A 21,432-nucleotide genomic window follows, 5' to 3' on the forward strand; every position below is an offset into this window, starting at 1 on the left:
CTCTGATGCTGCGTTAATGAACTTGAACGTAGAATAACTATGCTCTTCATTCATTGCCTTACCTCAAAGCCGCTAAACTCTCGCTGAGCGATCAAATCTTTATACTGATTGGTATTAAGGCTAAAGAGTGAAGAGTTGTTGTGCCCATACCGCCATCCAACTGGCAAACAGTAATGAATAGGCCACTTTGGTAAAACCATGTCCCAACTTCAAACCGACTAAGGTGCTAACACAACTGAGTGTGATGGTGAGACTGGCAAGGATCAGCGGTTCTATTGCTCGGCTCTGTGATAACAATGGCGCAGCTAAAATGACCCACGCCGCGATAAGTAAAAAATGGAAAAGTAATAACCTATCGAGTCTGACGCCAGGGTTTGTCATTGTAGTTAGCATAGTGGTTCTCCTTTAACGGTACTAAAGTCCTCCTTTAACGATGGCTAATCTAACCATTAAATGAGAATTGTTCTCAACAAAATTTACAATCTTTGAGCAGTTGAACGCCTTTTGATTGCGCTGAATCTCCCCTCAGGTTACAGTTACTGTTAATTTATACAGTAATAAAGAATCTGCATCGATGATCTTATATATTGCCGAGAAACCCAGTTTAGGCAGAGCCATTGCCGACGTATTGCCTAAACCATTAAAAAAGGGTGAAGGCTTTATACGTGCAGCTAATGGCGATTGTGTTTCTTGGTGTGTAGGACATCTATTAGAACAAGCTGAGCCCGATGCATACGCGCCAGAATATAAATCATGGAAGTTTGAGCATCTGCCAATCGTGCCAGATGCGTGGAAGATGAAACCTAAATATAAGATGCGCGGCCAGATCTCGGTACTTAGAGGCTTAGTCAAAGAAGCCACACAACTGGTCAACGCGGGCGATCCTGATAGAGAAGGGCAGTTGCTGGTTGATGAGATCATTGCTCACTTAGGTGTTAAAGGCGCCAAGTTAGCACAGGCTAAGAGGTTGCTAATAAGTGATTTAAACCCTCAAGCGGTAAAACGCGCTTTGGGACAATTGCGACTTAACCGTGAATTTATTCCATTATCGACCTCCGCGTTAGCCCGTTCTCGTGCAGATTGGCTCTATGGCATGAACATGACGCGCGCCTATACCATACAAGGCCGAAAAGTGGGATATCAAGGCGTGCTCTCAGTTGGGCGAGTGCAAACCCCTATACTAGGTTTAGTGGTACGCCGAGATGAAGAGATAGCCAACTTTGTCTCAAAGCCATTTTTTGAGGTGTTAGCGCATTTAACTGCTGAGGTGCAGCAAACATTTACCGCTAAATGGCAACCCAGCGAAGCCTGTCAGCCTTATATGGACGAAGACGGGCGGGTATTATCTAAAGGCCTGGCACAAAACGTGGTCGGGCGCATTAGTGGTCAACAAGCGACAGTCGAGAAGATCACCGCACAAGACAAAAAACAAAATGCCCCCTTGCCCTACAACCTATCGTCATTACAGATTGAAGCGGCTAAACGCTTTGGCATGAGCGCAAAAACAGTATTGGATACCTGTCAGTCACTATATGAGCGGCACAAACTGATTACTTACCCGCGATCCGATAGCCGCTATTTGCCACAAGAGCAGCATGCTATGGCGCCAAGTGTCATAAGCACAGTTAACAAGGGCGCCCCCGAACTGACCCAAGGCATTGATGCGCCTAATGCCAAACTTAAGTCAAAAGCTTGGAATGACAAAAAAGTCGATGCTCACCATGCGATTATTCCCACTGAAAAAGTGGCGAACTTAAGCAGCCTGAGCCCCGCTGAGAAGCAGATATATCTGCAAATTGCTCGGCAATATCTAATGCAGTTCTATAGCGCTTATCAATATAAAGAAACGCTGGTGGAAATCATTATTGCAGGTGGCTTGTTTAAGACTAAAGCTAAACAGGAAATCGCCCAAGGCTGGAAGCAGCTGCTAAAGCAGAGTAAAGCTAACAACAATTCGGAGGTTAATCGGCAAGATGAGGAAGAGTTAGCGACCATTCCACCATTAACAAAAGGTCAAATTCTCTTTTGTGACCGAGGCGAGTTATTAGAGAAGCAGACTCAGCCGCCTAAGCATTTTACTGACGCCACGCTTTTAAGCGCGATGACGGGCATTAGTCGCTTTGTTACTGACCCTGAGATCCGCAAAATCCTTAAAGATACCGATGGACTCGGCACTGAAGCGACTCGTGCAGGGATTATTGAATTATTGTTTAAACGCAGTTTTCTTATCAGGCAGGGTAAAACAATTGTGGCAACTGATGTGGGTAAAGGGCTAATTAATAGCTTACCTTTGAGTGCGACCACACCTGACATGACCGCACTTTGGGAAAATACCCTGGATGCAATGAGCCGCAAAGAAACCCAGTACCAAGCGTTTATGCAGCCACTGATAAGTAAGCTTGATGAGCTGATTACCCAAGCGGGCTCAGTGCTACCTACTGCATTGCAGGGCGTTAAAAGCCCGACACCTTTTAAGAAAAAGTCTTATGCACGTAAAGCTGGGAAAAGTCAGTCAACAGCCAAGAAAACGACCAGAAAGCCACGGACAGTTAAAAGTTAGTTGTTAGAAATTAATGAGAACCGACAATTTGTAAAAGTTTCGCTGCTTATCGATCTCGGTCATGTTTCGCAAATCATTTTGCCTGTGGGGCTATTTCGCCAAGATAAAAGCGGTTATCATTTGCAATAGTTTGGCTGGTGCCAGTTTACGCTTTTAGGAAAGTTGTTGTTTAATTCACGAAAATCAATGCAGATGTTCCAATCTAATTTGACACTGGCGTTATTGCTGGTGGTTTTTGTGTCGCAAATTTTCCCTACTTGCGTGGCTGCAGACATTCATAATGTTGATCAAAACATGAGCCAAACACATCACTTTGAAAACAGTTTGCCAGCTGAGCTGCAACAAGACTGTTGCGATAGCGCTGTGCATGCGTGCAGCCACATGGTTGATGTTAGTGAGCAAGATGAGCATAGCGATGATTTCCATACCGCTTGTCATCCGCCAGTCGAATTAGGCACAGTGGCTAAATCGACAGGTGTAGAAGATCGTACTCTGTTTGCGATTAGCTATCAAAACCGCAGCTATGCGCCACCTATTCCCCCTCCATATTGTTAATCCCTGTTTCGTTTAATTGAATTATTTTTGAGTGATTAGACTAGCGAATACGCTGGATCTTAGGCATTTTTACATCCGTTACGGTTAGTTACTGTCAGTTATTGCCAGTTATTGCCAGTTATTGAATGTATTGCCGATTTACGATTCTATTCACATGCAAAGTCTAAGCTCGAATCAATGAGTCAACGTATTGTTTATATCCCAGTTTTTTACTGCGATTAAATCAAGCAAAGGCTTAACTAACAGGAGTTTCATCTCGTGATAAGAGATAAAAATATCTTCTTGGTGGCGTGCCAGCGGGCATTGATCACCGTGGCTATCTGTTTGACCGCATTGTATTGCGCCAAGAGTATAGCTGCAGAAAAAGCACAATTAGCCTCATCACAGCAGCAGGGTTCGGCATCCACAACGGATGCTGGGATCAGCTTACCTTGGGCATTAGAGCAAGTACTGCTTAACAATATTGCGCTTAAATCGTTTCCTTATTCCTTACGAGCAAGTGAAGCATTAACTTTGCAAGCCGGGATAACTCCCAACCCTGAGCTATCGGTCAGTGTAGAAAACATTCTCGGTACCGGAGATATGCAAGGGGTTGATAATGCTGAAATCAAATTGCTGCTAAGTCAGCTAATTGAGTTGGGTGATAAACGTCAGCATCGAATTGATTACGCCCAAGCAGGCCAAAAACAGCAGTTAAGTGACTATGAGTCAATCCGCTTACAGGTGCTAGCGCAAACCACAGAGCGTTATTATCAGCTGCTGCGTTTACAGGCACTACAAGTTTGGATCGACAGGCGTATCGAACTGGAACAAGCCTCGTTAGCCGCGATTAAAACCCGTGCAAGCGCGGGAGCGGTGATCCAAGCCGATGTCAGTAAAATGCAGCTGCGTCTCATTCGCTCAAAGGTGTTAAAGCAGCGTATTGATGGCGACTTTAATGTTGCTAAACAAAAGCTGGCAGCCATGTGGTCAAGTGAAGTTAAGTTTACGGCAGCTAACGATGAGCTAGTACCACTTCAGGTGTTGCCAACAGCTGCAAGTGTGCTCAATGCCATTGAAACTGCGCCGCAGTATCTGCAACTACTCAGTGTTGAACGTATGCTGATTGCCAAGCGTCGAATGGAAGAGTCTAAAGCCAAGGCCGACATTACCCTAGGGGTTGGCGTGAAAAGCTATGAAGGCTTTGATGACGGTGCATTAATGTTTAATTTTTCAATGCCACTGCAATTTTCTAATCCAAATCAAGGCAATATTCTTGCAGCTAAGGCACAAGAAGATAAAGCCCACGAACAACAACGCTTTGCCCGTGAGCAATTGAAGCTGACCTTGTTAGAGCTGCACCAATCAATGCTCAACAATGCTAAACAAGCGCAGTTGTTAAAAGCGCAAGTGTTACCGCTAGCCGAACAACTGCAACAACATACTCAATCTGCTTACCAAACAGGTCAAGCTAATGTGCTGCAACTTGCCGATGCACAATCAGAACTTTTCAACGTTGAACGCGAACTGATTGAAGCCAAAACGGCAGTATATATGGCATTGCTTGCCATTGAGCGCATTACTGGACAGTCAATGACTGTCGCGAACACCAAATTAAAGCCTGTTGTGGCAATGGAAAATCGATAATGAAACTTAATTTTAATTTTTTAACTGCACAACTGGCAGCCACTCTTTTATCTTTCTCTTTATTGACTGCTGGCACGTTAGCGCCTGTTAGTGTGGCAAGTGCCAGTGGCGATCACGGACATGGTCACGAGGAAGAGGAGGAGCACCAAGAGGAGGGGCCACACGGCGGCCGACTGTTGCAGCATGAAGATTTCTCACTAGAGATCACTATGGCAGAATCTGGGATCCCACCAGAGATGCGTATATACGCTTTTTATAAAGGTGAGCCGGTCAACCCTAATGAAGTCAAGCTCTCAGTGACTTTAGCCCGCTTAGGCGGTGCCATCGATAAGGTTAGTTTTGCCGCTGAGGAGCAATATCTGGTCAGCCAAACCAGTGTACGCGAACCTCACTCATTTGATGTTGAGGTTCACGCTGGATTTAAAGAACATGATTATGATTGGCACTATGAAAACCACACCGGCCGAGTAACGATTAATGATCGCTTACTGGCATTATCGGGTGTTGAAACCGCTAAAAGCGGCTCACAAGAGCTGCATTTTGTTGACAGATTGTTCGGCGTTGTTAGCGCCATAACCGACCAGCAGTTTAGTGTGTCAGCGCCTTATACTGGGGTTATCGAGCTGTTGAATGTGACTGTCGGTGACAGTGTAGAGAAAGGCCAAGTGATTGCCACGGTAAGAAACTCATCAACCTTGCAGCGTTATACCGTTAAAAGCCCTGCAAAAGGTCAGGTGACAGAACAGATGCTGTCGGTAGGTGATAGCACCTTTAACCAAGCGCTGCTGCGAGTCAGCGACCTGTCAAAAGTGTGGATTGATATGTCAGCGTTTCCAAAAAACTTAGCTAGAGTATCGCTTGGTCAAAAGGTGACTATTGGTGATGATGACCACGGCAATAGCGATGAAACCCACAGCGAAGGTAAAGCCATTAGCACTATCAGCTACATTGCGCCTGTCATGACTGGCGGTCATATTGCCCGAGTACGCGCAGTTATTGCTAACCCAGATGGTCATTGGCGTCCAGGTATGCATGTGCAGGCTAATATCGAAACGCGTTCAAAGAAGGTTGCTGTCGCTGTTCGCGCGGATGCACTGCAAACCTTTAATGATAAGCCTACCGTTTTTGTTAAGTACGGTAATACCTTTGAAGCGCGTATGCTGACACTGGGTGAATCTGATGGCGAGTATGTTGAAGTGCTAGAAGGGCTTGAGCCAAATGCTGAGTACGTGACTGAAAACAGCTATTTGCTTAAAGCTGACATCATGAAAAACGCTGCTAAGCACGTACATTAAGGACGAATTGATATGGATACTATTATCTCATTCGCCCTTAAACGGCGATTATTGGTACTAGCGATTACACTGCTAATAGCGCTATTAGGGGTTTATAACACCCTAAAGCTGCCTATTGACGCAGTGCCAGACATTACCAATGTGCAAGTACAGATCAACACCGCCATTGCCGGCTACTCACCGCTAGAGTCGGAGCAAAGGCTGACCTATGTGATTGAAAATGCCATGGCGGGGATCCCAAGCCTCGATTATACCCGCTCAATCTCGCGTTATGGCCTGTCACAGGTGACCGTGATTTTCGAAGAGGGCACCGATATCTACTGGGCGCGGCAGCAGATAAGTGAACGCTTACAAGGCGTACGCAGCGAATTGCCAGCTGAAGCCGAACCTGCGCTTGGCCCTGTGAGTAGTGGTTTAGGCGAAGTATTTACTTACTCCATTCGCGCCCTTGATGGTGCGGTAAAAGAAGATGGCACGCCTTATAACGCTGAAGATCTGCGTACGATTCAAGACTGGATCATCCGCCCGCAGCTGGTAAAAGTTAAAGGCGTTACTGAAATTAATAGTTTGGGTGGTTATGAGCGTGAATATCAAGTCGCGCCAGTGCCAGCAAAGCTATTGGCATTTAAGGTGACTGTTGATGATGTCATTAGCGCACTTGAACTCAATAACCGCAATGCAGGTGCCGGTTATATCGAGCGCAGCGGCGAGCAATGGTTAGTACGCTCTCCAGGGCAGCTGAAAGATCTTGAGTCTATTCGCCAAGTCGTGGTCACTAAACGTGATGACGCACCTGTGCGAATAGGCGATGTTGCCGATGTGTTTTACGGTAAGCAGTTACGTACCGGCGCTGCCAGTCAAAACGGCGAAGAGACCGTGCTGGGTACCGCGTTTATGTTACTGGGTGAGAACAGCCGCGTAGTGGCTAAAGAAGTAGGAGAAAAACTCCAGCTAGTCAATGCAAGCTTGCCTGAGGGCATAGTGGCAGAAGCGGTGTACGACCGCACAACCTTGGTCGACAAAGCAATTGAAACGGTACAGAAAAACCTATTTGAGGGCGCCGTGCTGGTTATCGTGGTGCTGTTTGCGCTGCTGGGTAATTTCCGCGCTGCACTGATTGCGGCGCTAGTTATCCCTTTGAGTATGTTATTTGCCATTACTGGGATGACCGCTAACCGCGTATCAGGCAACCTGATGAGCCTTGGTGCAATTGATTTCGGTATTATTGTCGATGGCGCAGTGATTATTGTTGAAAATGCCCTGCGCCGCTTAGGCATGGCACAACATCAATACGGTCGCTTACTGGTGCTTGAAGAGCGCATTAAAGTGGTTGCTGATGCGACCAAAGAGGTGTTTCGTCCGGCGGTGTTTGGTCTACTTATCATTATGTTAGTGTATCTGCCAATATTTGCCTTAAGCGGCGTTGAGGGCAAAATGTTCCACCCGATGGCCTTTACCGTGGTGGCAGCACTTATTGGTGCGTTGCTGTTTTCGGTAACGTTTGTGCCAGCGGCCATTGCGCTGTTTGTAAAAGGCAAAGTGAACGAGAAAGAAAACTGGCTGATGGCAGGTGCACGTAAAGCCTATGAGCCGGTGTTGTTCTTCTCGCTTAAACGTCCTTTTATTATCATTGCAGGCGCTATCGTGCTGATGGTGGTGACCAGTGTTCAGCTCAGTCGTTTAGGTTCTGAATTTCTGCCAAAACTCGATGAAGGGGATATCGCCATGCATGCCATGCGGATCACCGGCACTGGGCTTGAGCAATCGATTGAGATGCAGAAAAAGCTCGAAGTAGTAATTAGTGAGCTTGATGAAGTTGAGCGGGTATTCTCTAAAGTGGGCACACCAGAAGTGGCAACCGATCCTATGCCGCCAAGTGTTGCCGATACCATCTTAATCATCAAACCACGCTCTGAGTGGGCTGATCCAACTAAGACCAAAGCGCAGTTTGTTGATGAACTTCGTGAGCATGTTGAGCAAGTGCCGGGTAATAACTATGAGTTTACCCAGCCGATTGAAATGCGCTTTAACGAGTTAATCGCCGGTGTGCGCGCCGATGTGGCCTTAAGGATCTATGGTGATGACCTCGATATCTTAAAAGAGGCGGGCGACCGCGCCGTAGGTTTATTCCAAGGCATAGAGGGCGCAACCGATGTCCGCGTCGAGCAGATGTCTGGTCTGCCAATGTTATCGGTCGAGCCTAACCGTGATCATTTAGCGTTGTTGGGGCTGACGATTGTTGACGTGCAACAAGCGCTACAAACAGCAGTTTCGGGCATACCAGTCGGGCTTATCTATGAAGGTGATAGACGTTTTAAGCTGGTAGTGAGAATGGCGGATGAGATCAGTCAAGATCTCGACAAGCTAGCCAATATTCCCATCGCACTATCAAGTGAGTTGAACCCAGATCTCAGCTATGTGCCATTGGGTGAAGTGGCAGAGCTGCACTTTAAAGTGGGGCCGAATCAGATAAACCGTCAAAGTGGTAAACGCCATGTGGTGGTTACCGCTAACGTTGATGGACGTGATTTAGGCTCGTTTATACAAGACACTAAAAATGTGATGGCGGATGAGCTCGCGCTTCCCAGTGGTTACTGGAGTGAATATGGCGGCACTTTTGAGCAGCTAGAATCAGCATCGAATCGCTTAATGATTTTAGTGCCGTTAACACTGCTGCTCATTTTTGGTTTGTTATACAGCGCCTTTGGCTCAGTGCGAGATTCACTCATTATCTTTAGCGGCGTACCGTTAGCCCTTACAGGTGGTGTATTAGCTCTAGTGCTACGAGATATGCCATTGTCGATTTCAGCGGCCATTGGCTTTATTGCACTATCTGGTATTGCGGTGCTAAATGGTGTGGTGATGCTGAGCTTTATTAAGGAGCTTAAACTGCAAGGGCTTGAGCTCATTGAAGCCATTAAACAAGGGGCAAGCCAACGTTTACGCCCTGTGATGATGACGGCGCTCGTGGCAAGTCTGGGTTTTGTGCCGATGGCGCTCAATGTCGGTACTGGTGCAGAAGTGCAAAGGCCACTGGCAACGGTAGTGATAGGCGGTATTATCTCGTCAACGCTACTAACGCTGGTGATTTTACCTGTGCTTTACTCACTGGTTTATCGCTTTAGCCGTAAACAAAGTTCAGCAACAAGTTAAGCTGTAGCAAGCCATAAACTTGTTAGTATGTGAATATTAAAGACGATAAAGGCACCGCCTTTATCGTCTTTTATTAACTGCAACGGATTAGTACTATTCATACTCGTGTTGTTGCGGTAAGTCGTCTGCAATCTCGTACCAAGGCGCTTTACTGCCAACAAAGATGTGACGAGATGGAGTGACTTTTGGGTCGGTGTCTAATGTACCCAAAGGAAAACCGAGCACATTGGGGTTAGCATCAAACTTGGTATAAAGGCTGGAGCCACATTCAGCACAGAAGCCTTTATGCTCACCCGGTGATGATTCATAGAATTTAATGAACTGCTTACCTTGAATCGTACGCCAGTCAGCGGTATTTATTTGGGCTCGAGTTCTAAATGCTGCGCCATGTAGTTTGCGGCACATACTGCAATGGCAATTTAATACATCTGTAAGCTCACCATTGATTTCATATTTTACTTTGTTACACAAACAACTTCCTTTGTTTATCACAATGCTCTCCGTGAATGATGTGTTATTTGCAATCGTTATTTAGTCAATTCAGCGTATGTAGTTCTCTTTCTTGACTCAAGCTTAAAAGCTGATTGAGTGTTGATTTATTCTCAGCTTTCAATAATCGGCACATCGCGCAATCGATCAGCTAGATAAAATATAGGTCGCAGTAATACTCATTACGCAGATAGTATCAGCTACTTATCCTTCTGAATGGTTGCAACAGTGGGGGGAGCTATCGCGAGTTTATTTTCTGAATATCTGTGAGTTAACCATTGTGACTGCTCCCTGAGCATTAATGTCATTTTAAACAGCTCCTGCAGGACATCCATTACCCGATCTTTAAAAGCTGAGGGTTTCATCTTTCCGGTATCATCAAACTCTTGGTGAGCTTTGGGAATTGATGATTGATTCGGGATAGTGAACATACGCATCCAGCGACCTAGTATTCGCATATTATTTACCACATTAAAAGACTGCGAACCGCCGCTAATTTGCATTAGAGCCAAAGTTTTACCTTGTGTAGGTCGAATAGAACCTGTAGATAACGGTAACCAATCGATTTGATTCTTAAAAACGCCCGTGAAGTTGCCATGGACTTCTGGAGAGCACCACACCATGGCTTCGGACCAGACTGCTAACTCCCTAAGTTTCAATACGTACGGGTTGTTTACGTTGGCAGAGTCAAACATTGGCAAATGTTCAGGGTTGAACATTTTGACTTCAGCGCCAAAAGATTGCAGCAAGTTCATTGCTTCTATCGCCAACATTTTGCTGATTGAACCATTTCGAATAGAGCCATAGAGTATTAATACTCTAGGAGCGTGACTCAATGGTGTTGTACTTCTTAGCTGCTCAATGTTGCCTTTTAAAGAGGACTTAGCAATTGATTTTGAATTATTCATACTCATCCTTGGATTACAGGTTTTATCGAAATCATAATTGGTAAATGCCTTGGGCTAAATTATGAGCATGATAATAACCGCTAAGCGGTTCACTGTCTATTTTTCTAGTAATATGGAAATAATTTAAGATATAACTAATTTTCTTGTTGTGCAGGCTAAATATAGATTAGAGGTTTTTATATTGATTGCTGAGCGCATCATAGTGATAACCGATGTCGGCAAGCTTGGCCTCTAACAGCTGTTTATCAATATCCATCTCATAGAAAAGTGCGGCTTGGTCGCTGCAGGTTAATCTGAGTTTTTCGTTAACGATCCCGAGCAATGTCGTTGAGCTAAGTTGTTCCAGATGAGTGATGTCCATCAGAGATAACCTCAATTAGAGAGAGACTTTAAATATGGTTTTCGGGACAAAAAAAGCAAGCCTAAATAAGGCTTGCCAAAGGTGATACAGGTGAGGAACAGATTACATTATGTCGAGGTAATCTTAAGTGTTTCTTAATTAACGTAAGTTTCCCCCACGATTAATTGCAATTAATCTGTCCAAAATATGCTCGCCATCCATACGAATACCGTTGTGCTCATATTCAGAGGTTAACCAGTACTTTAAGTTACCCACTTTAGCGGCTGTCTCTAGGCTATAGCGCATTTCAACAAACATATCTTCGCTGTATATCGCAGCGGCAACAGGCACCTTGTTTTCTGCTAATTTTGTTGGTTGATATAGCATCGGCCAATCGCTTTTTTCAGCTAGTATAGCCGCAGCCTCTTTTAACGGCTTAAGGTTATTGAACTGCTCAAACATCCACGGGTAGATCATCTCTCCTGTGAATAAAAACGGCTTATCGGCGCTGTAGTTAAACTGCGGATATTGCTGTCTTACTCGATGAGCAGACCAGTTTGACGCGCTTTGCTGGCAATAAATAGACTCATGCAGTAAGGCAAAAATGGGGTTGGTGTTGTAATCGAGTAACTGGCAGAAATGTGCCAAAAATAGCGGGTTTACTATGGTACCGCTAGCCGTGGTGATTAGCGCATGTTCCAACAGATAGTAGACGCTCTCAGGACCTTGCTCCATACCGATGTTTATCCCAAGCAGTTGCAGCATCTCTACGGTAAATTTCTCACCAGTGGCCAGTTTTACCTCGTGCTCGCTGATATGTTGCGCGAGCGCTTTAACTAAATCTTGAGCGTCAGTAAAACGAGTAAAAAAATCGTTGTTTTTAGCGATAACCCGCTGGTATGTCGCTTGATAGACTTCATCGGCACTGCGGCTTAGCGATGGAATACCACCAGTAATATAAGCTTCTGCAACGCCTTTAGGCGCATCGTTTAAATACTTTAAAACACAAAACCCACCAAAACTCTGCCCGAGAATCGACCATTTATCATCACCAATCAATTGCTGACGAATAGACTCGGCATCGCGAATAATATTATCGGCGCGAAAGTGACTCAAATATTCACTTTGCTGGGCAGAGTTCAAGTGCGACAAGCTTGCACTGCTTACAGGAGTCGACAATCCTGTACCGCGCTGATCGAGCAGCAACACTCTAAATTCTTGCAGTGCTCGTTTTATCCAGCCTCCAGTAGCGGCGGGTCTGACCGCACCAAAACCGGGACCACCTTGAAAAAATACTATAAAAGGCAACTGCTTACCTTGGTTTTCAGGGCTAACCAGTTCACGGGCAAAAACACTAATACTCTCACCATTAGGCTGCTGATAATCAAGGGGCAGGGTGAAGGTATGTTTATGGGCAAGCATGCCGGCAAAGGTAAGGTCTGGAGTCATTGGGTTCGCCTTGTTAGTCGTTAATTATTTTATGGGCAATGAAACGGGAGATTGTATACCGAAATCGGGCAACCATGCTGTAAATTTCTAGCAAAGAGCTAATAGTGCGCAGCATTAGATTTTAAAAAATCCTTTTACAGCAATTGTTTGTCGGTGATAGAGTGACTTGAATAATTAGGCTGCTTTGTTAGTTATCCTACTACTGTTGAATAAGCTGCTAGCTGTTAGAGATTGACTATGAAATTTCACTATCTACCCATTTATGCTTTATCAATTGCATTATGTGTATCATTTTACTTAGGTTATTTGCCTCCAATCGTCTCCTTAATATTCATTATAGCGAGCTTATTAACATTTTTTATCTACGCAAAAGATAAAAGAGCTGCTCAGAATAATGAATGGCGAGTTTCTGAAAGTACACTTCATATATATTCACTATTTTTTGGTTGGCCAGGTGCTATAGTTGCACAGCAAAAACTCCGACATAAAAGTAAGAAGCAAAGTTTTCGGTTAACGTTCATGTTTACAGTCTTAATTAACATCGCATTTGTTGTTGGGATGCATACCAATGAAGGTTCTACTTTATTGAAAAAATATACTAGCGAGTTGAAAGTATATGTGACTAAAAGCGTTGATAATCAGCATTTTCGTAAAGCAGTATCGTTTCTATTAAGTGCTCACAATGAAAACTATCTCTACTATGAAAGCCCTACTCATTACATACGGGAAGGCTAAAGTTCGCTAAATAGGCGTATTATTAATGGCTAGTTGTAAATTTGATGTACTGAAATTGAAAAGCGGCGAGTTTCACTCTACAGAGCTGATATGCTGACCTAAATTTATAGGAACTAAAATATATAGACAGCCATCGTTAATTGCACTGTTATTTGAGTTAAGGTTGCCAACATTTAAGAGCAAACTCACTGCAAAATTACCTCTGATGTCTTGTTTGATTAAATGAGTTTATTTAACCCTAGATAGTCACTTTCATATCGTGTTGCTCTAAACACCGCTGAACCAAAGTTATACTCCCAAGTAATGTCATGGTTGCTGTCATATTCAAAAAAACGGCCTTCAGTACCTTCGCAAACGAGAGTATTACCATTGCTTAACCGTTGAGCACCTGAAATACGTTCCGCATAAAATTCGCCAGATACACCTTCCTGATAGCTATTGAGAATTTCACCGGCGGAGCAATCGTTTTCTGTAGCACAAAACTCATCCACCGAAGAGTAATTACCTTCCGGTCTGTTAGTGCCATTATTAAACACCAGAATATTTCCTGCGCCCGCTAAACCCTCATCAATCCATTGCGCGTCGTGCTGCACGAATAACGTTTGCTCACCCGTACCATTATAAGCCGCAGGGTTTCCTACTCTAGAGACAATACCTTTATTCTCATTATTATGATCTATCACCCAGTATTCATTAAAGTTATGCACGCTTAGTAGTATTTGGTTAGTGTTAACGTTGTAGTCAATCGAGTTTATATGAGTCCAGTCTGAGGAGCCTGCACCGTTAAAATAGTTCAGATTAACCTTGTCACTGTGCGCTGTTATATCTGATACATAGGTAGCGCTTATCGTGTCATCTACATCTTGCACAATATGATCCCAAACACTCCATCGCCAAACGATTTCGCCATCAGTACATGGGTTATCTGCACTAGTCCGACAAATTTCATAAACTGCATCAGCCCATAATGATGCATCTGCGACTTGAGTTCGGCCTAATGCTAGAGCTTGTTCAGCGGTTTTAGCTTCCCAAACAATGGCTAGAATATTGCCATTAGGTAGTAGTTCTACATCGTGGTGACTTAAGTAGCTGTTGGTTGAGAGAGTTGTGCTCCATACTTGGTTGCTTTCCCAGTCGAGTATTTCGATAATACCGGCAGTCCCGCCCACTTGCTCAGCAAAAACGGTGTCGATGTTATCGCTAACACCTGAGCGCAATAATGTACCGTCCTCTAATAGGTAAACTGATAACCCCGGACGATAGTCACTTTGCCAGCTTTGAACGGTATCTCCGAGTTCATTGATAAGATAAGTGTCAGTAGCTTGCAACGGTGAGAACAAGGTAAATTGTTGGCTATCACTATTTGTGGAGTCTAAATCTCGAACACAACGAGTTTTATTGTTGTTGCGTAAGATATCGCCTTGAGGTCCTTTATAATAAAATAGGCCATTTACGCCTGTTGCAGATGCGGCCCCTTTTTCACTCGCTACATTCAATTTGTCATTACTTCGTTGTGAACCTGCCCCATGGACATCTAATATAGTGCCTTGCATATAGCCTAATGCGCGACCGAATGAAACGTAAGCCGCGTTGCTACCGTCATCACTATTATCGACATGAGTTGTTGAGCTCCAGTAATAGCCCCAATCTGTACTAGCCTCTTCATTTTCAATCGAAGTGCTATTAAATATACCGTTGATAGCAGCTTGCTTATGGGTATCTGGTGATACAGAGTAATCCACAATACTTTGTAGCTCTTTGGCATTTGGTAATCGCCAGTCATTAAAGTTCGCCGTCGTCGCAGATTGGCATTGCTGAACAGCATCTTCCCAATTGCTTGATTCAGCGTCGTTTTGTTGCCACATTAACCCAGTAGCATTGTCACTGACCGTTTGGTCGTTATTGTCAACAAATTCATTGGTTCCATAGTCAGTATTTCCAGCAACGCAACGTACGTAATATTCTTTAGTATCGGTTGGATAGCCTTTAATTCTGCCGTCAACATAATTAACCCCAAACATGGTTGGATCACCATGCATCGTGGTGCTGACATACAGTGTTGTTGAGGCGTACTGGCCATCAATGATGCGATCACTTCCAGAATTTAAATCTCCAAAAGCCCAATCAAAAGCACTGTCTATAAAAGGAACAAGTGTCGATGTATCAGTACCTTGATAGTTACTGGCATCCTTCCCACTAAATAAGATGAGTGAATATGCTTCTTTTACGCTAGGTAAACGCCAGTCATCTCTGCCTGCAATATTGAGTTCTTCACAATGTGTAACGGCTTCAGATTGGAATAATTTATCATCGTAATCTAATACCCCGTCACCATTTATATCGCTGCTTTGTTGCCAAATTAACCCTGTGACGTTATCAAACACTGCACTGCCGTCACTGCTTAATGTGTAACTCGGTTGATTACCCGAAAAATCGGCATCGTAGCCACTGCCTGCACATGGCTCTGCTTGACCCGTTGATGAGCTGTAACAGGTGTTTTGATTGGTGTCGACAATAGGGTAGCTGATATTCAAAGTGGCTGATGAGCTAGTGACAATAACCGTATCAGTCTGACTGTTAGCTGCACCATCATTGACGGTTAACGAAATAATATATTCACCATCGCTATCCGCTGTAAAACTGGGTGTTAAGCTTGTTTGTTCGGATAAAGTGGCGCTGTTTGTTGGTGCGGAAATGATTGTCCAACTATAGGTTAATGCGTCACCATCGATATCTGAGCTCGAGCTTGCATCTAACGTCACTAATGTTCCTGTCTCCACTGCTTGATCTTCGCCCGCATCAGCTATTGGCGCACTGTTTATTGGACTCTCTTCAGGCGCTGTCTCGGAGTCTCCAGAACCGCATCCAAGCAGTGACAATGCACAGAACAACATCATCAATGATGGTTTGAGATTTGTCGGCCTCTTTTTCATATTAAACCTTGGTTTGTTAATGAGTATGCTTACATGTTACAGGTGCGCTTGTAAGCGAGCTGCTGCATAGTGTAAAAGTCGGTAAATCCGAGTAAAGCTTTATTTGTTTTTAATAACAGGTAGTTGCAATTTAGTCGCATCAAGGAAAGGCTCGTGAATAGCAATGTATCTGACCAGGGTGTAGTAAATAGCAACTGCTGTTGCACTAGTGGAAGGTAAACATAGAGCGAATTAAATATTAGCTGCGTTTAATATGCCGCTTTTGTGAGCGTTAGCTCATGTTCTACCAATTATTTATAGAGGAAATGCTCAAGTTGGCGTAATCTTTAACCATTGCACTGCTAAATAATTGTTAGGTGAGTTTCGATGAAGTATCAGTTAATACCGGTCACGCCATTTCAGCAAAACTGTAGTTTAATCTGGTGTGAGCAAAGCTTGAAAGGGGCTGTGGTTGATCCTGGTGGAAACCTTGAGCGAATTTTGGAAGAAGCCGCTAAAAACAATGTCCACATTGAACAAGTGTTATTAACCCATGGCCATATTGACCATGTCGGTGCGGCGCAAACTCTTGCCGAGCAATTGGATATACCTATTGTTGGACCACATTTGGCAGATAGTTTTTGGTTAGAGAGCTTGCCAAAGCAAAGTCAACATTTTGGCTTTGTACATTGTGACCCGTTTACTCCAAGCCGTTTTTTACAAGAGGGTGATGAAGTGACGGTGGGTGAGCAGGTGCTATCAGTGTTGCACTGCCCTGGACATACGCCGGGCCACGTGGTGTTTTTTGCTAAAGCGGCGGCTATTGCCTGGGTCGGCGATGTGCTGTTTAGAGGCTCTATTGGCCGTACTGATTTCCCGCAGTCTAACCATCAAGATCTCATCGACTCTATCACTAAAAAGCTGTGGCCTTTGGGTAATGAGGTACAGTTCATTCCGGGTCATGGTCCGTTGTCGACCTTTGGCGAAGAACGCGCGCAAAACCCGTTTGTTGCTGATCAGCTGTTTGACTAGCGTAACTGGTTAGCAGATATAAGAAATCCGAGCCCTATTACTAGGCCTCGGATTTTTTGTAGCCGGTTTGCTGAAGTTGGTTATTTTGCTGTTAATTCTAGCTCGGCATTGAAGCGATCAAAGGCTGCATCGAGATCAGCAATCAGATCGTCGACGTTTTCAAGGCCAATATGCAGTCTGATCAGCGGCTTGCTGCTATCCCATTTAGTGGCGGTGCGCAGCTTATCAATGCCGAACACGCCTAAGATTAGACTTTCAAAACCACCCCAAGAGAAGCCCATCTTAAAGTGCTGCATGTTTTCTACAAAGGCGGTGACCGCTTTTTGATCGCCTTGCTTTAGTACAAACGAGAACAAGCCATTCGATGCACTAAAGTCGCGCTTAAAGAATTCATGCCCTGGGCAAGTTTCAAATGCCGGGTGGCGCAGATGATCAACTTCTGGACGACTATTGAGCCAATTTGCCACTTTTAAAGCGTTTTGTTCGTGCTGAGCTAAACGAATACCCAATGTCCGTAGTCCTCGGCTAGCAAGGTAAACATCATCGGGTGAAGTGCATTGCCCTAGCAAGTAACTGTGCTCTCGCAGTTGTTGCCAATGCTTTTCATTGGCGGTAGCTGTGCCCATCATTACGTCGGAATGGCCGACAATGTACTTAGTCGCGGCTTGTATCGAAATATCAACACCCATCTCAAATGGACGTGAATTGATTGGCGATGCCCAAGTATTATCTAACATAACAACCACATCATGTTCATGGGCGATACGGCTTAATGTTGGCACATCTTGAATTTCCATGGTGATAGAGCCTGGAGATTCTAAAAACAGCACCTTAGTGTTGGGGCGAATCAATTCACGTATACCTTCACCAACCATTGGGTCGTAATAGGTGGTTTCGATGCCGTATCCAGCCAGTAACTTATTACACAGGTCACGAGTAGGCTCATAGGCGCTGTCGACCATTAATAGATGATCGCCAGCTTTTAAAAATGACAGTAAGCTGTTGCTAATGGCCGCGCTACCAGACGGGTAAAGTGCAGTGCCTACACCGCCTTCAAGTTCAGCAATTGCAGCTTGAAAGGCAAAGTGAGTAGGGCCGCCACGACGGCCATAAAACATTTCGCCATTGGCTTTGTTTTTTGCAGCAAAACGCAGATCTTCCATGGTATCAAAAACCATGGTTGATGCCCGGTAAACCGGTGGATTGATCACTCCTTGAGTCCATTTTTTGTCACGGCCAAGACTAATTATCTGCGTTTCTTTTTTCATAGGATTATTATTCCACAATAAGGCATTTTTGGTTTTAGCCATCTTAACATCTAAACGGCTAAAGTGAAGCGTCAATATATTCAAGGTTGTCTTAAACGGGCTTTTCTTTACTAATAGGCAGCTGGATGACAATTTCAACCCCTGAGACCGCACCTTGCTCGTTGACTCTGTTCTGGGCGCTAATTTTGCCTTTATGAAACAGACTAATTAGCCGAGCTATATAAAGGCCTAGCCCCAAGTGCGGTTTATCTTGTGCCTTTTGCGCGCGCACAGAAACCATAGATTCAAATATCTGCTCTGACATATTATCGGGTAACGGTGGCCCATAATTGATCACGGTTATCAGTGCTGATTTGCTCTGCACTACTAAACTCACCTCAATCGCGCTGTCAGGGTGGCTAAACTCCAGTGCGTTAGCAATCAACTTATCCATCAACTGGGCGATATACTCCGGGACACCTTCAACTAAGATCGTTTGCGGTTCAATATCGGTATTGAATCGCTGATTAGGGTAGGTCATCTGGTAGCCTTGCATACAGCCACTCACCACTTTATCTAATGGAAACAGCGATTTTTCTGCATGGGTTAGGCTCTCTTCCAGACGAGTCGCTTCACTCATATTGCTGAGGATCATATTCAGGCGGTTTACACCTTCTTGTGCCCGGTCAACATATTTGCGACTATCAGGGTTAAGGGTTTGCAGGCTTAAGTGCTCCAATGAGGAGCGTACAACGGCGACTGGTGTGCGCAGTTCATGGGACAGACGTGATGACATGTTCTCCAAGTAGTGCGTATATTGGCCGAGTCGACTGACAATACTGGCAAAGCTGCGGGAGAGATCGCCAATTTCATCGCGCACTTTTGAGCCTTGAATCGACTTTTTAATCCGGCCTTGGTTATCAATCGCCTCCTCAGCTTCATCACGTAGTTTACGTATTCTGCTAGAGATATTAGAAGCAAAAAAGAATAGTGCTAATGTGCCCATACTCATGATGGTGAGGATCACGTTAAACAGTTTCTCTAAGGCTTTATTGCGCAGGGTGCGAATGCCATGGGTGGTTTCTTCAGCAATTACTACTCCCATCACTTTATCGTCGATCCAAATTGGGCTGGCTGCGGCTAACACGACGGCTTTACTGTCGGGAGTCAGTCGCCAGGTCGAGCCTTGTTTACCCTGCAGTGCCTTACTGATATGACTCCCTTGCAGCACAGTGGAGTCTTGTAAGGAGTCGACAAAATCTTTTGGCGGCGTGGTTAATATTTTATAGTAGAGCGGGTGCAGGTATTGTTGCTTAAATCTGTCCCAACTGCTTTTACCCTCTTTTTCAATGGTAGAGCGCGCCCACACGCTATTATCTGAACGTATATCACCGGATTTTGCCAGTACACGACCATGTTTATCGACCACCCAAATGCGCGAGCTATTGTGGGCCATACCTTTGATAATGCTTTCGATTTCAGGTGAGGGCACCAGTACAGTACCTAGCTTGTTAACATCATCGATGGCCGATGTGCCGACGATGGCATCTAGCTGCCGAGTGTTACGGTCGTTGACGTCATAGATGGCAAAACCCAGTTTGCTGCCGACCATGCTAAGTGGGATCCGCAGTTCGACATTATAGCCTTTAGCAGTTTTCAGCCACTTACCTTGGATTTTTACTTCGGGAGTAACTGGAGTGGTTAGCGCTGGATCTTCAGGCAGCTCAAAGGCACTTATCCAGCCGTCTTTAGTGGTGGCGACGATATAGCGGCGAAACTGACCGTCGGGTGCCAATGTAGCAATAGCGATATGGTCGTTACGATCGATGCTTAAGCTGTTTTTACCGCGGTAGATCACTTGCGGATCGGTGACCTCAAAAAATCCGTATAGGTAACCGGCGTATTTCCCCACCATATGAGTAAAGTCTACGGCTAATGGCGTTGCTTGGTCGCGTTTATAGATCTGATAATCTTTACCATAATGTAATGCGCGGTGGCGATAGGGTTGCCAGTCACCTAACTTGCCATCGAGTTGAATAGGACCTGCAAGAGGATAAGCATAAAGGTCGCGACCTTGTTCAACTTGGGTTAAAAAGCTGGCTTGGCTGTCGAATAATCGTGGCCGTTCGTGTAGCGCCGTCGCTAATGCTTGGGTGGTGCCTTCGAGGGTTTTCTCTTGCCCCAGCCTGAGGTACTTTTCCATCTCCCACACATATTGATACCCAAGCCAAGGCAGGCAGAGTAAAAACAGCGATAAAACCGCGACTTTTGCGCGCAGGCCAATTGGAAGGTTGAGCATTAGCTCTGAGCATCCCAGCGGTAGCCCATGCCGTAAACGGTATCAATACAATCAAACTGTGGGTCTTGGGCGATGAACTTCTTCCTGATCCGCTTAACGTGGGAGGTAATCGTCGAGTCATCGACGAATATCTTCGCCTCTTGCATCAGTTCTTGGCGCTGACGCACGTGTCCAGGGCGCCTGGCGAGTGCGTGCACCATCCAAAACTCCGTCACAGTCAGTTCGATATGATGTTTGTTCCAGTAAACCTGCATCCGATTAATATCAATAGAAAGTAATCCATGGTCAATTAATGGACTGTTATCGCTGCTGGCATCTTTAAGTTCTGAGCGTCTAAATAGCGCTGCTAATCGAGCAATAAGATGGGGGAAACTCACCTCTTTACTCAGGTAATCATCGGCGCCTAAACGCAAGCCACAAACTGTATCAAAATCGCTGTCTCTGGCGGTTAAAAAGATGATGGGGAGTGTGCTGGACATAGCTCTAAGTGATTGGCACAGCGTAAAGCCGCCGTCGATCTCATTTTCTAAGCCGATATCGATAATCGCTAGATCCGGCAAACGAGTATTGAAAGCGCGCATCGCCTCTAATCGATTTGCATAAGCCTGCACGCTATAGCCTTGCTGTTGCAAAACGTCTTTGTAATTTTCTCTAATGGCGGCTTCATCTTCTACTATCGCGATTCGTTTCATGGCTGACTAATTTTAGCGTTATCTCGGTAATTGATTGTGACTATACAGGATTTTACCTGTGTTTAAAGGCGCTAACAACGATTGCCATTTTGTTGCCACATTTGATATTTAAATTGCCACGTTTGCTCCCTTTTACAGCC

At 44.9% G+C, this 21,432-nt stretch carries 16 protein-coding genes; 7 read left to right on the plus strand and 9 right to left on the minus strand.

Annotated features, from left to right (window positions below; all coding sequences use genetic code 11):
• Positions 1-120 precede the first annotated feature (120 nt).
• A complete protein-coding gene (locus AB4135_RS08845; protein ID WP_371992130.1) occupies positions 121-393 on the minus strand; it encodes a hypothetical protein in 273 nt (90 codons plus the stop codon).
• A 181-nt stretch (positions 394-574) separates the two neighbouring features.
• Between AB4135_RS08845 and AB4135_RS08850 the strand changes: the two genes are divergently transcribed.
• The 5 genes from AB4135_RS08850 to AB4135_RS08870 all read left to right on the plus strand — a co-directional run bounded on the left by AB4135_RS08850 (position 575) and on the right by AB4135_RS08870 (position 9,189).
• Complete coding sequence (locus AB4135_RS08850; RefSeq protein WP_371992131.1) at positions 575-2,560, plus strand: DNA topoisomerase III; 1,986 nt, start codon at positions 575-577, stop codon at positions 2,558-2,560.
• A gap of 165 nt (positions 2,561-2,725) precedes the next feature.
• Positions 2,726-3,115 (plus strand): hypothetical protein, encoded by a 390-nt coding sequence (locus AB4135_RS08855; protein WP_371992133.1) that lies wholly within the window; start codon positions 2,726-2,728, stop codon positions 3,113-3,115.
• Positions 3,116-3,373: 258 nt separating this feature from the next.
• Complete coding sequence (locus tag AB4135_RS08860) at positions 3,374-4,741, plus strand: TolC family protein (protein WP_371992135.1); 1,368 nt, start codon at positions 3,374-3,376, stop codon at positions 4,739-4,741.
• Positions 4,741-6,036, plus strand: coding sequence for an efflux RND transporter periplasmic adaptor subunit (locus tag AB4135_RS08865; RefSeq protein ID WP_371992136.1), 1,296 nt, complete (start codon positions 4,741-4,743; stop codon positions 6,034-6,036). Before AB4135_RS08860 ends, AB4135_RS08865 begins: the two co-directional genes overlap by 1 nt.
• A 12-nt stretch (positions 6,037-6,048) precedes the next feature.
• Positions 6,049-9,189, plus strand: coding sequence for an efflux RND transporter permease subunit (locus tag AB4135_RS08870; RefSeq protein ID WP_371992138.1), 3,141 nt, complete (start codon positions 6,049-6,051; stop codon positions 9,187-9,189).
• A gap of 93 nt (positions 9,190-9,282) precedes the next feature.
• Here the strand turns inward: AB4135_RS08870 and AB4135_RS08875 are convergent, their stop codons facing one another.
• The 4 genes from AB4135_RS08875 to AB4135_RS08890 all read right to left on the minus strand — a co-directional run bounded on the left by AB4135_RS08875 (position 9,283) and on the right by AB4135_RS08890 (position 12,375).
• On the minus strand, positions 9,283-9,660 hold the full coding sequence (locus AB4135_RS08875; RefSeq protein ID WP_371992140.1) for a GFA family protein: 378 nt from the start codon (positions 9,658-9,660) through the stop codon (positions 9,283-9,285).
• A gap of 218 nt (positions 9,661-9,878) precedes the next feature.
• Positions 9,879-10,586, minus strand: coding sequence for an arsenical resistance protein ArsH (arsH, locus tag AB4135_RS08880; protein WP_371992142.1), 708 nt, complete (start codon positions 10,584-10,586; stop codon positions 9,879-9,881).
• A gap of 166 nt (positions 10,587-10,752) precedes the next feature.
• The gene (locus tag AB4135_RS08885) at positions 10,753-10,947 is read right to left on the minus strand and encodes a DUF4250 domain-containing protein (RefSeq protein ID WP_371992144.1); all 195 of its coding nucleotides are present in this window, start codon (positions 10,945-10,947) and stop codon (positions 10,753-10,755) included.
• A gap of 138 nt (positions 10,948-11,085) precedes the next feature.
• Positions 11,086-12,375 (minus strand): alpha/beta fold hydrolase, encoded by a 1,290-nt coding sequence (locus tag AB4135_RS08890; RefSeq protein WP_371992145.1) that lies wholly within the window; start codon positions 12,373-12,375, stop codon positions 11,086-11,088.
• A 237-nt stretch (positions 12,376-12,612) separates the two neighbouring features.
• On the opposite strand from AB4135_RS08890, the gene AB4135_RS08895 reads away from it, so the two are divergent.
• Positions 12,613-13,110 carry a DUF1294 domain-containing protein gene (locus AB4135_RS08895; protein ID WP_371992147.1) on the plus strand — a complete coding sequence of 166 codons (498 nt, stop codon included), beginning with the start codon at positions 12,613-12,615 and terminating at the stop codon, positions 13,108-13,110.
• A gap of 218 nt (positions 13,111-13,328) precedes the next feature.
• Here AB4135_RS08895 and AB4135_RS08900 read toward each other — a convergent pair whose 3' ends face one another.
• On the minus strand, positions 13,329-16,043 hold the full coding sequence (locus tag AB4135_RS08900; protein WP_371992149.1) for a DUF1566 domain-containing protein: 2,715 nt from the start codon (positions 16,041-16,043) through the stop codon (positions 13,329-13,331).
• Positions 16,044-16,409: 366 nt separating this feature from the next.
• Here AB4135_RS08900 and AB4135_RS08905 point away from each other — a divergent pair, with 366 nt between their 5' ends.
• Positions 16,410-17,054, plus strand: a complete 645-nt coding sequence (locus AB4135_RS08905; protein ID WP_371992151.1) for an MBL fold metallo-hydrolase — start codon at positions 16,410-16,412, stop codon at positions 17,052-17,054.
• 80 nt (positions 17,055-17,134) lie between these two features.
• Here AB4135_RS08905 and AB4135_RS08910 read toward each other — a convergent pair whose 3' ends face one another.
• The 3 genes from AB4135_RS08910 to pdsR all read right to left on the minus strand — a co-directional run bounded on the left by AB4135_RS08910 (position 17,135) and on the right by pdsR (position 21,292).
• Positions 17,135-18,322, minus strand: coding sequence for a cystathionine beta-lyase (locus AB4135_RS08910; RefSeq protein ID WP_371992152.1), 1,188 nt, complete (start codon positions 18,320-18,322; stop codon positions 17,135-17,137).
• Positions 18,323-18,413: 91 nt separating this feature from the next.
• The gene (gene pdsS, locus AB4135_RS08915; protein WP_371992153.1) at positions 18,414-20,600 is read right to left on the minus strand and encodes a proteobacterial dedicated sortase system histidine kinase; all 2,187 of its coding nucleotides are present in this window, start codon (positions 20,598-20,600) and stop codon (positions 18,414-18,416) included.
• Complete coding sequence (pdsR, locus tag AB4135_RS08920) at positions 20,600-21,292, minus strand: proteobacterial dedicated sortase system response regulator (RefSeq protein WP_371992155.1); 693 nt, start codon at positions 21,290-21,292, stop codon at positions 20,600-20,602. The genes pdsS and pdsR overlap by 1 nt, the downstream gene beginning before the upstream one ends.
• Between the last annotated feature and the right edge of the window lie 140 nt (positions 21,293-21,432).

This window comes from Shewanella sp. 10N.286.54.B9 (genome assembly GCF_041468565.1).
Classification (GTDB): domain Bacteria; phylum Pseudomonadota; class Gammaproteobacteria; order Enterobacterales; family Shewanellaceae; genus Shewanella.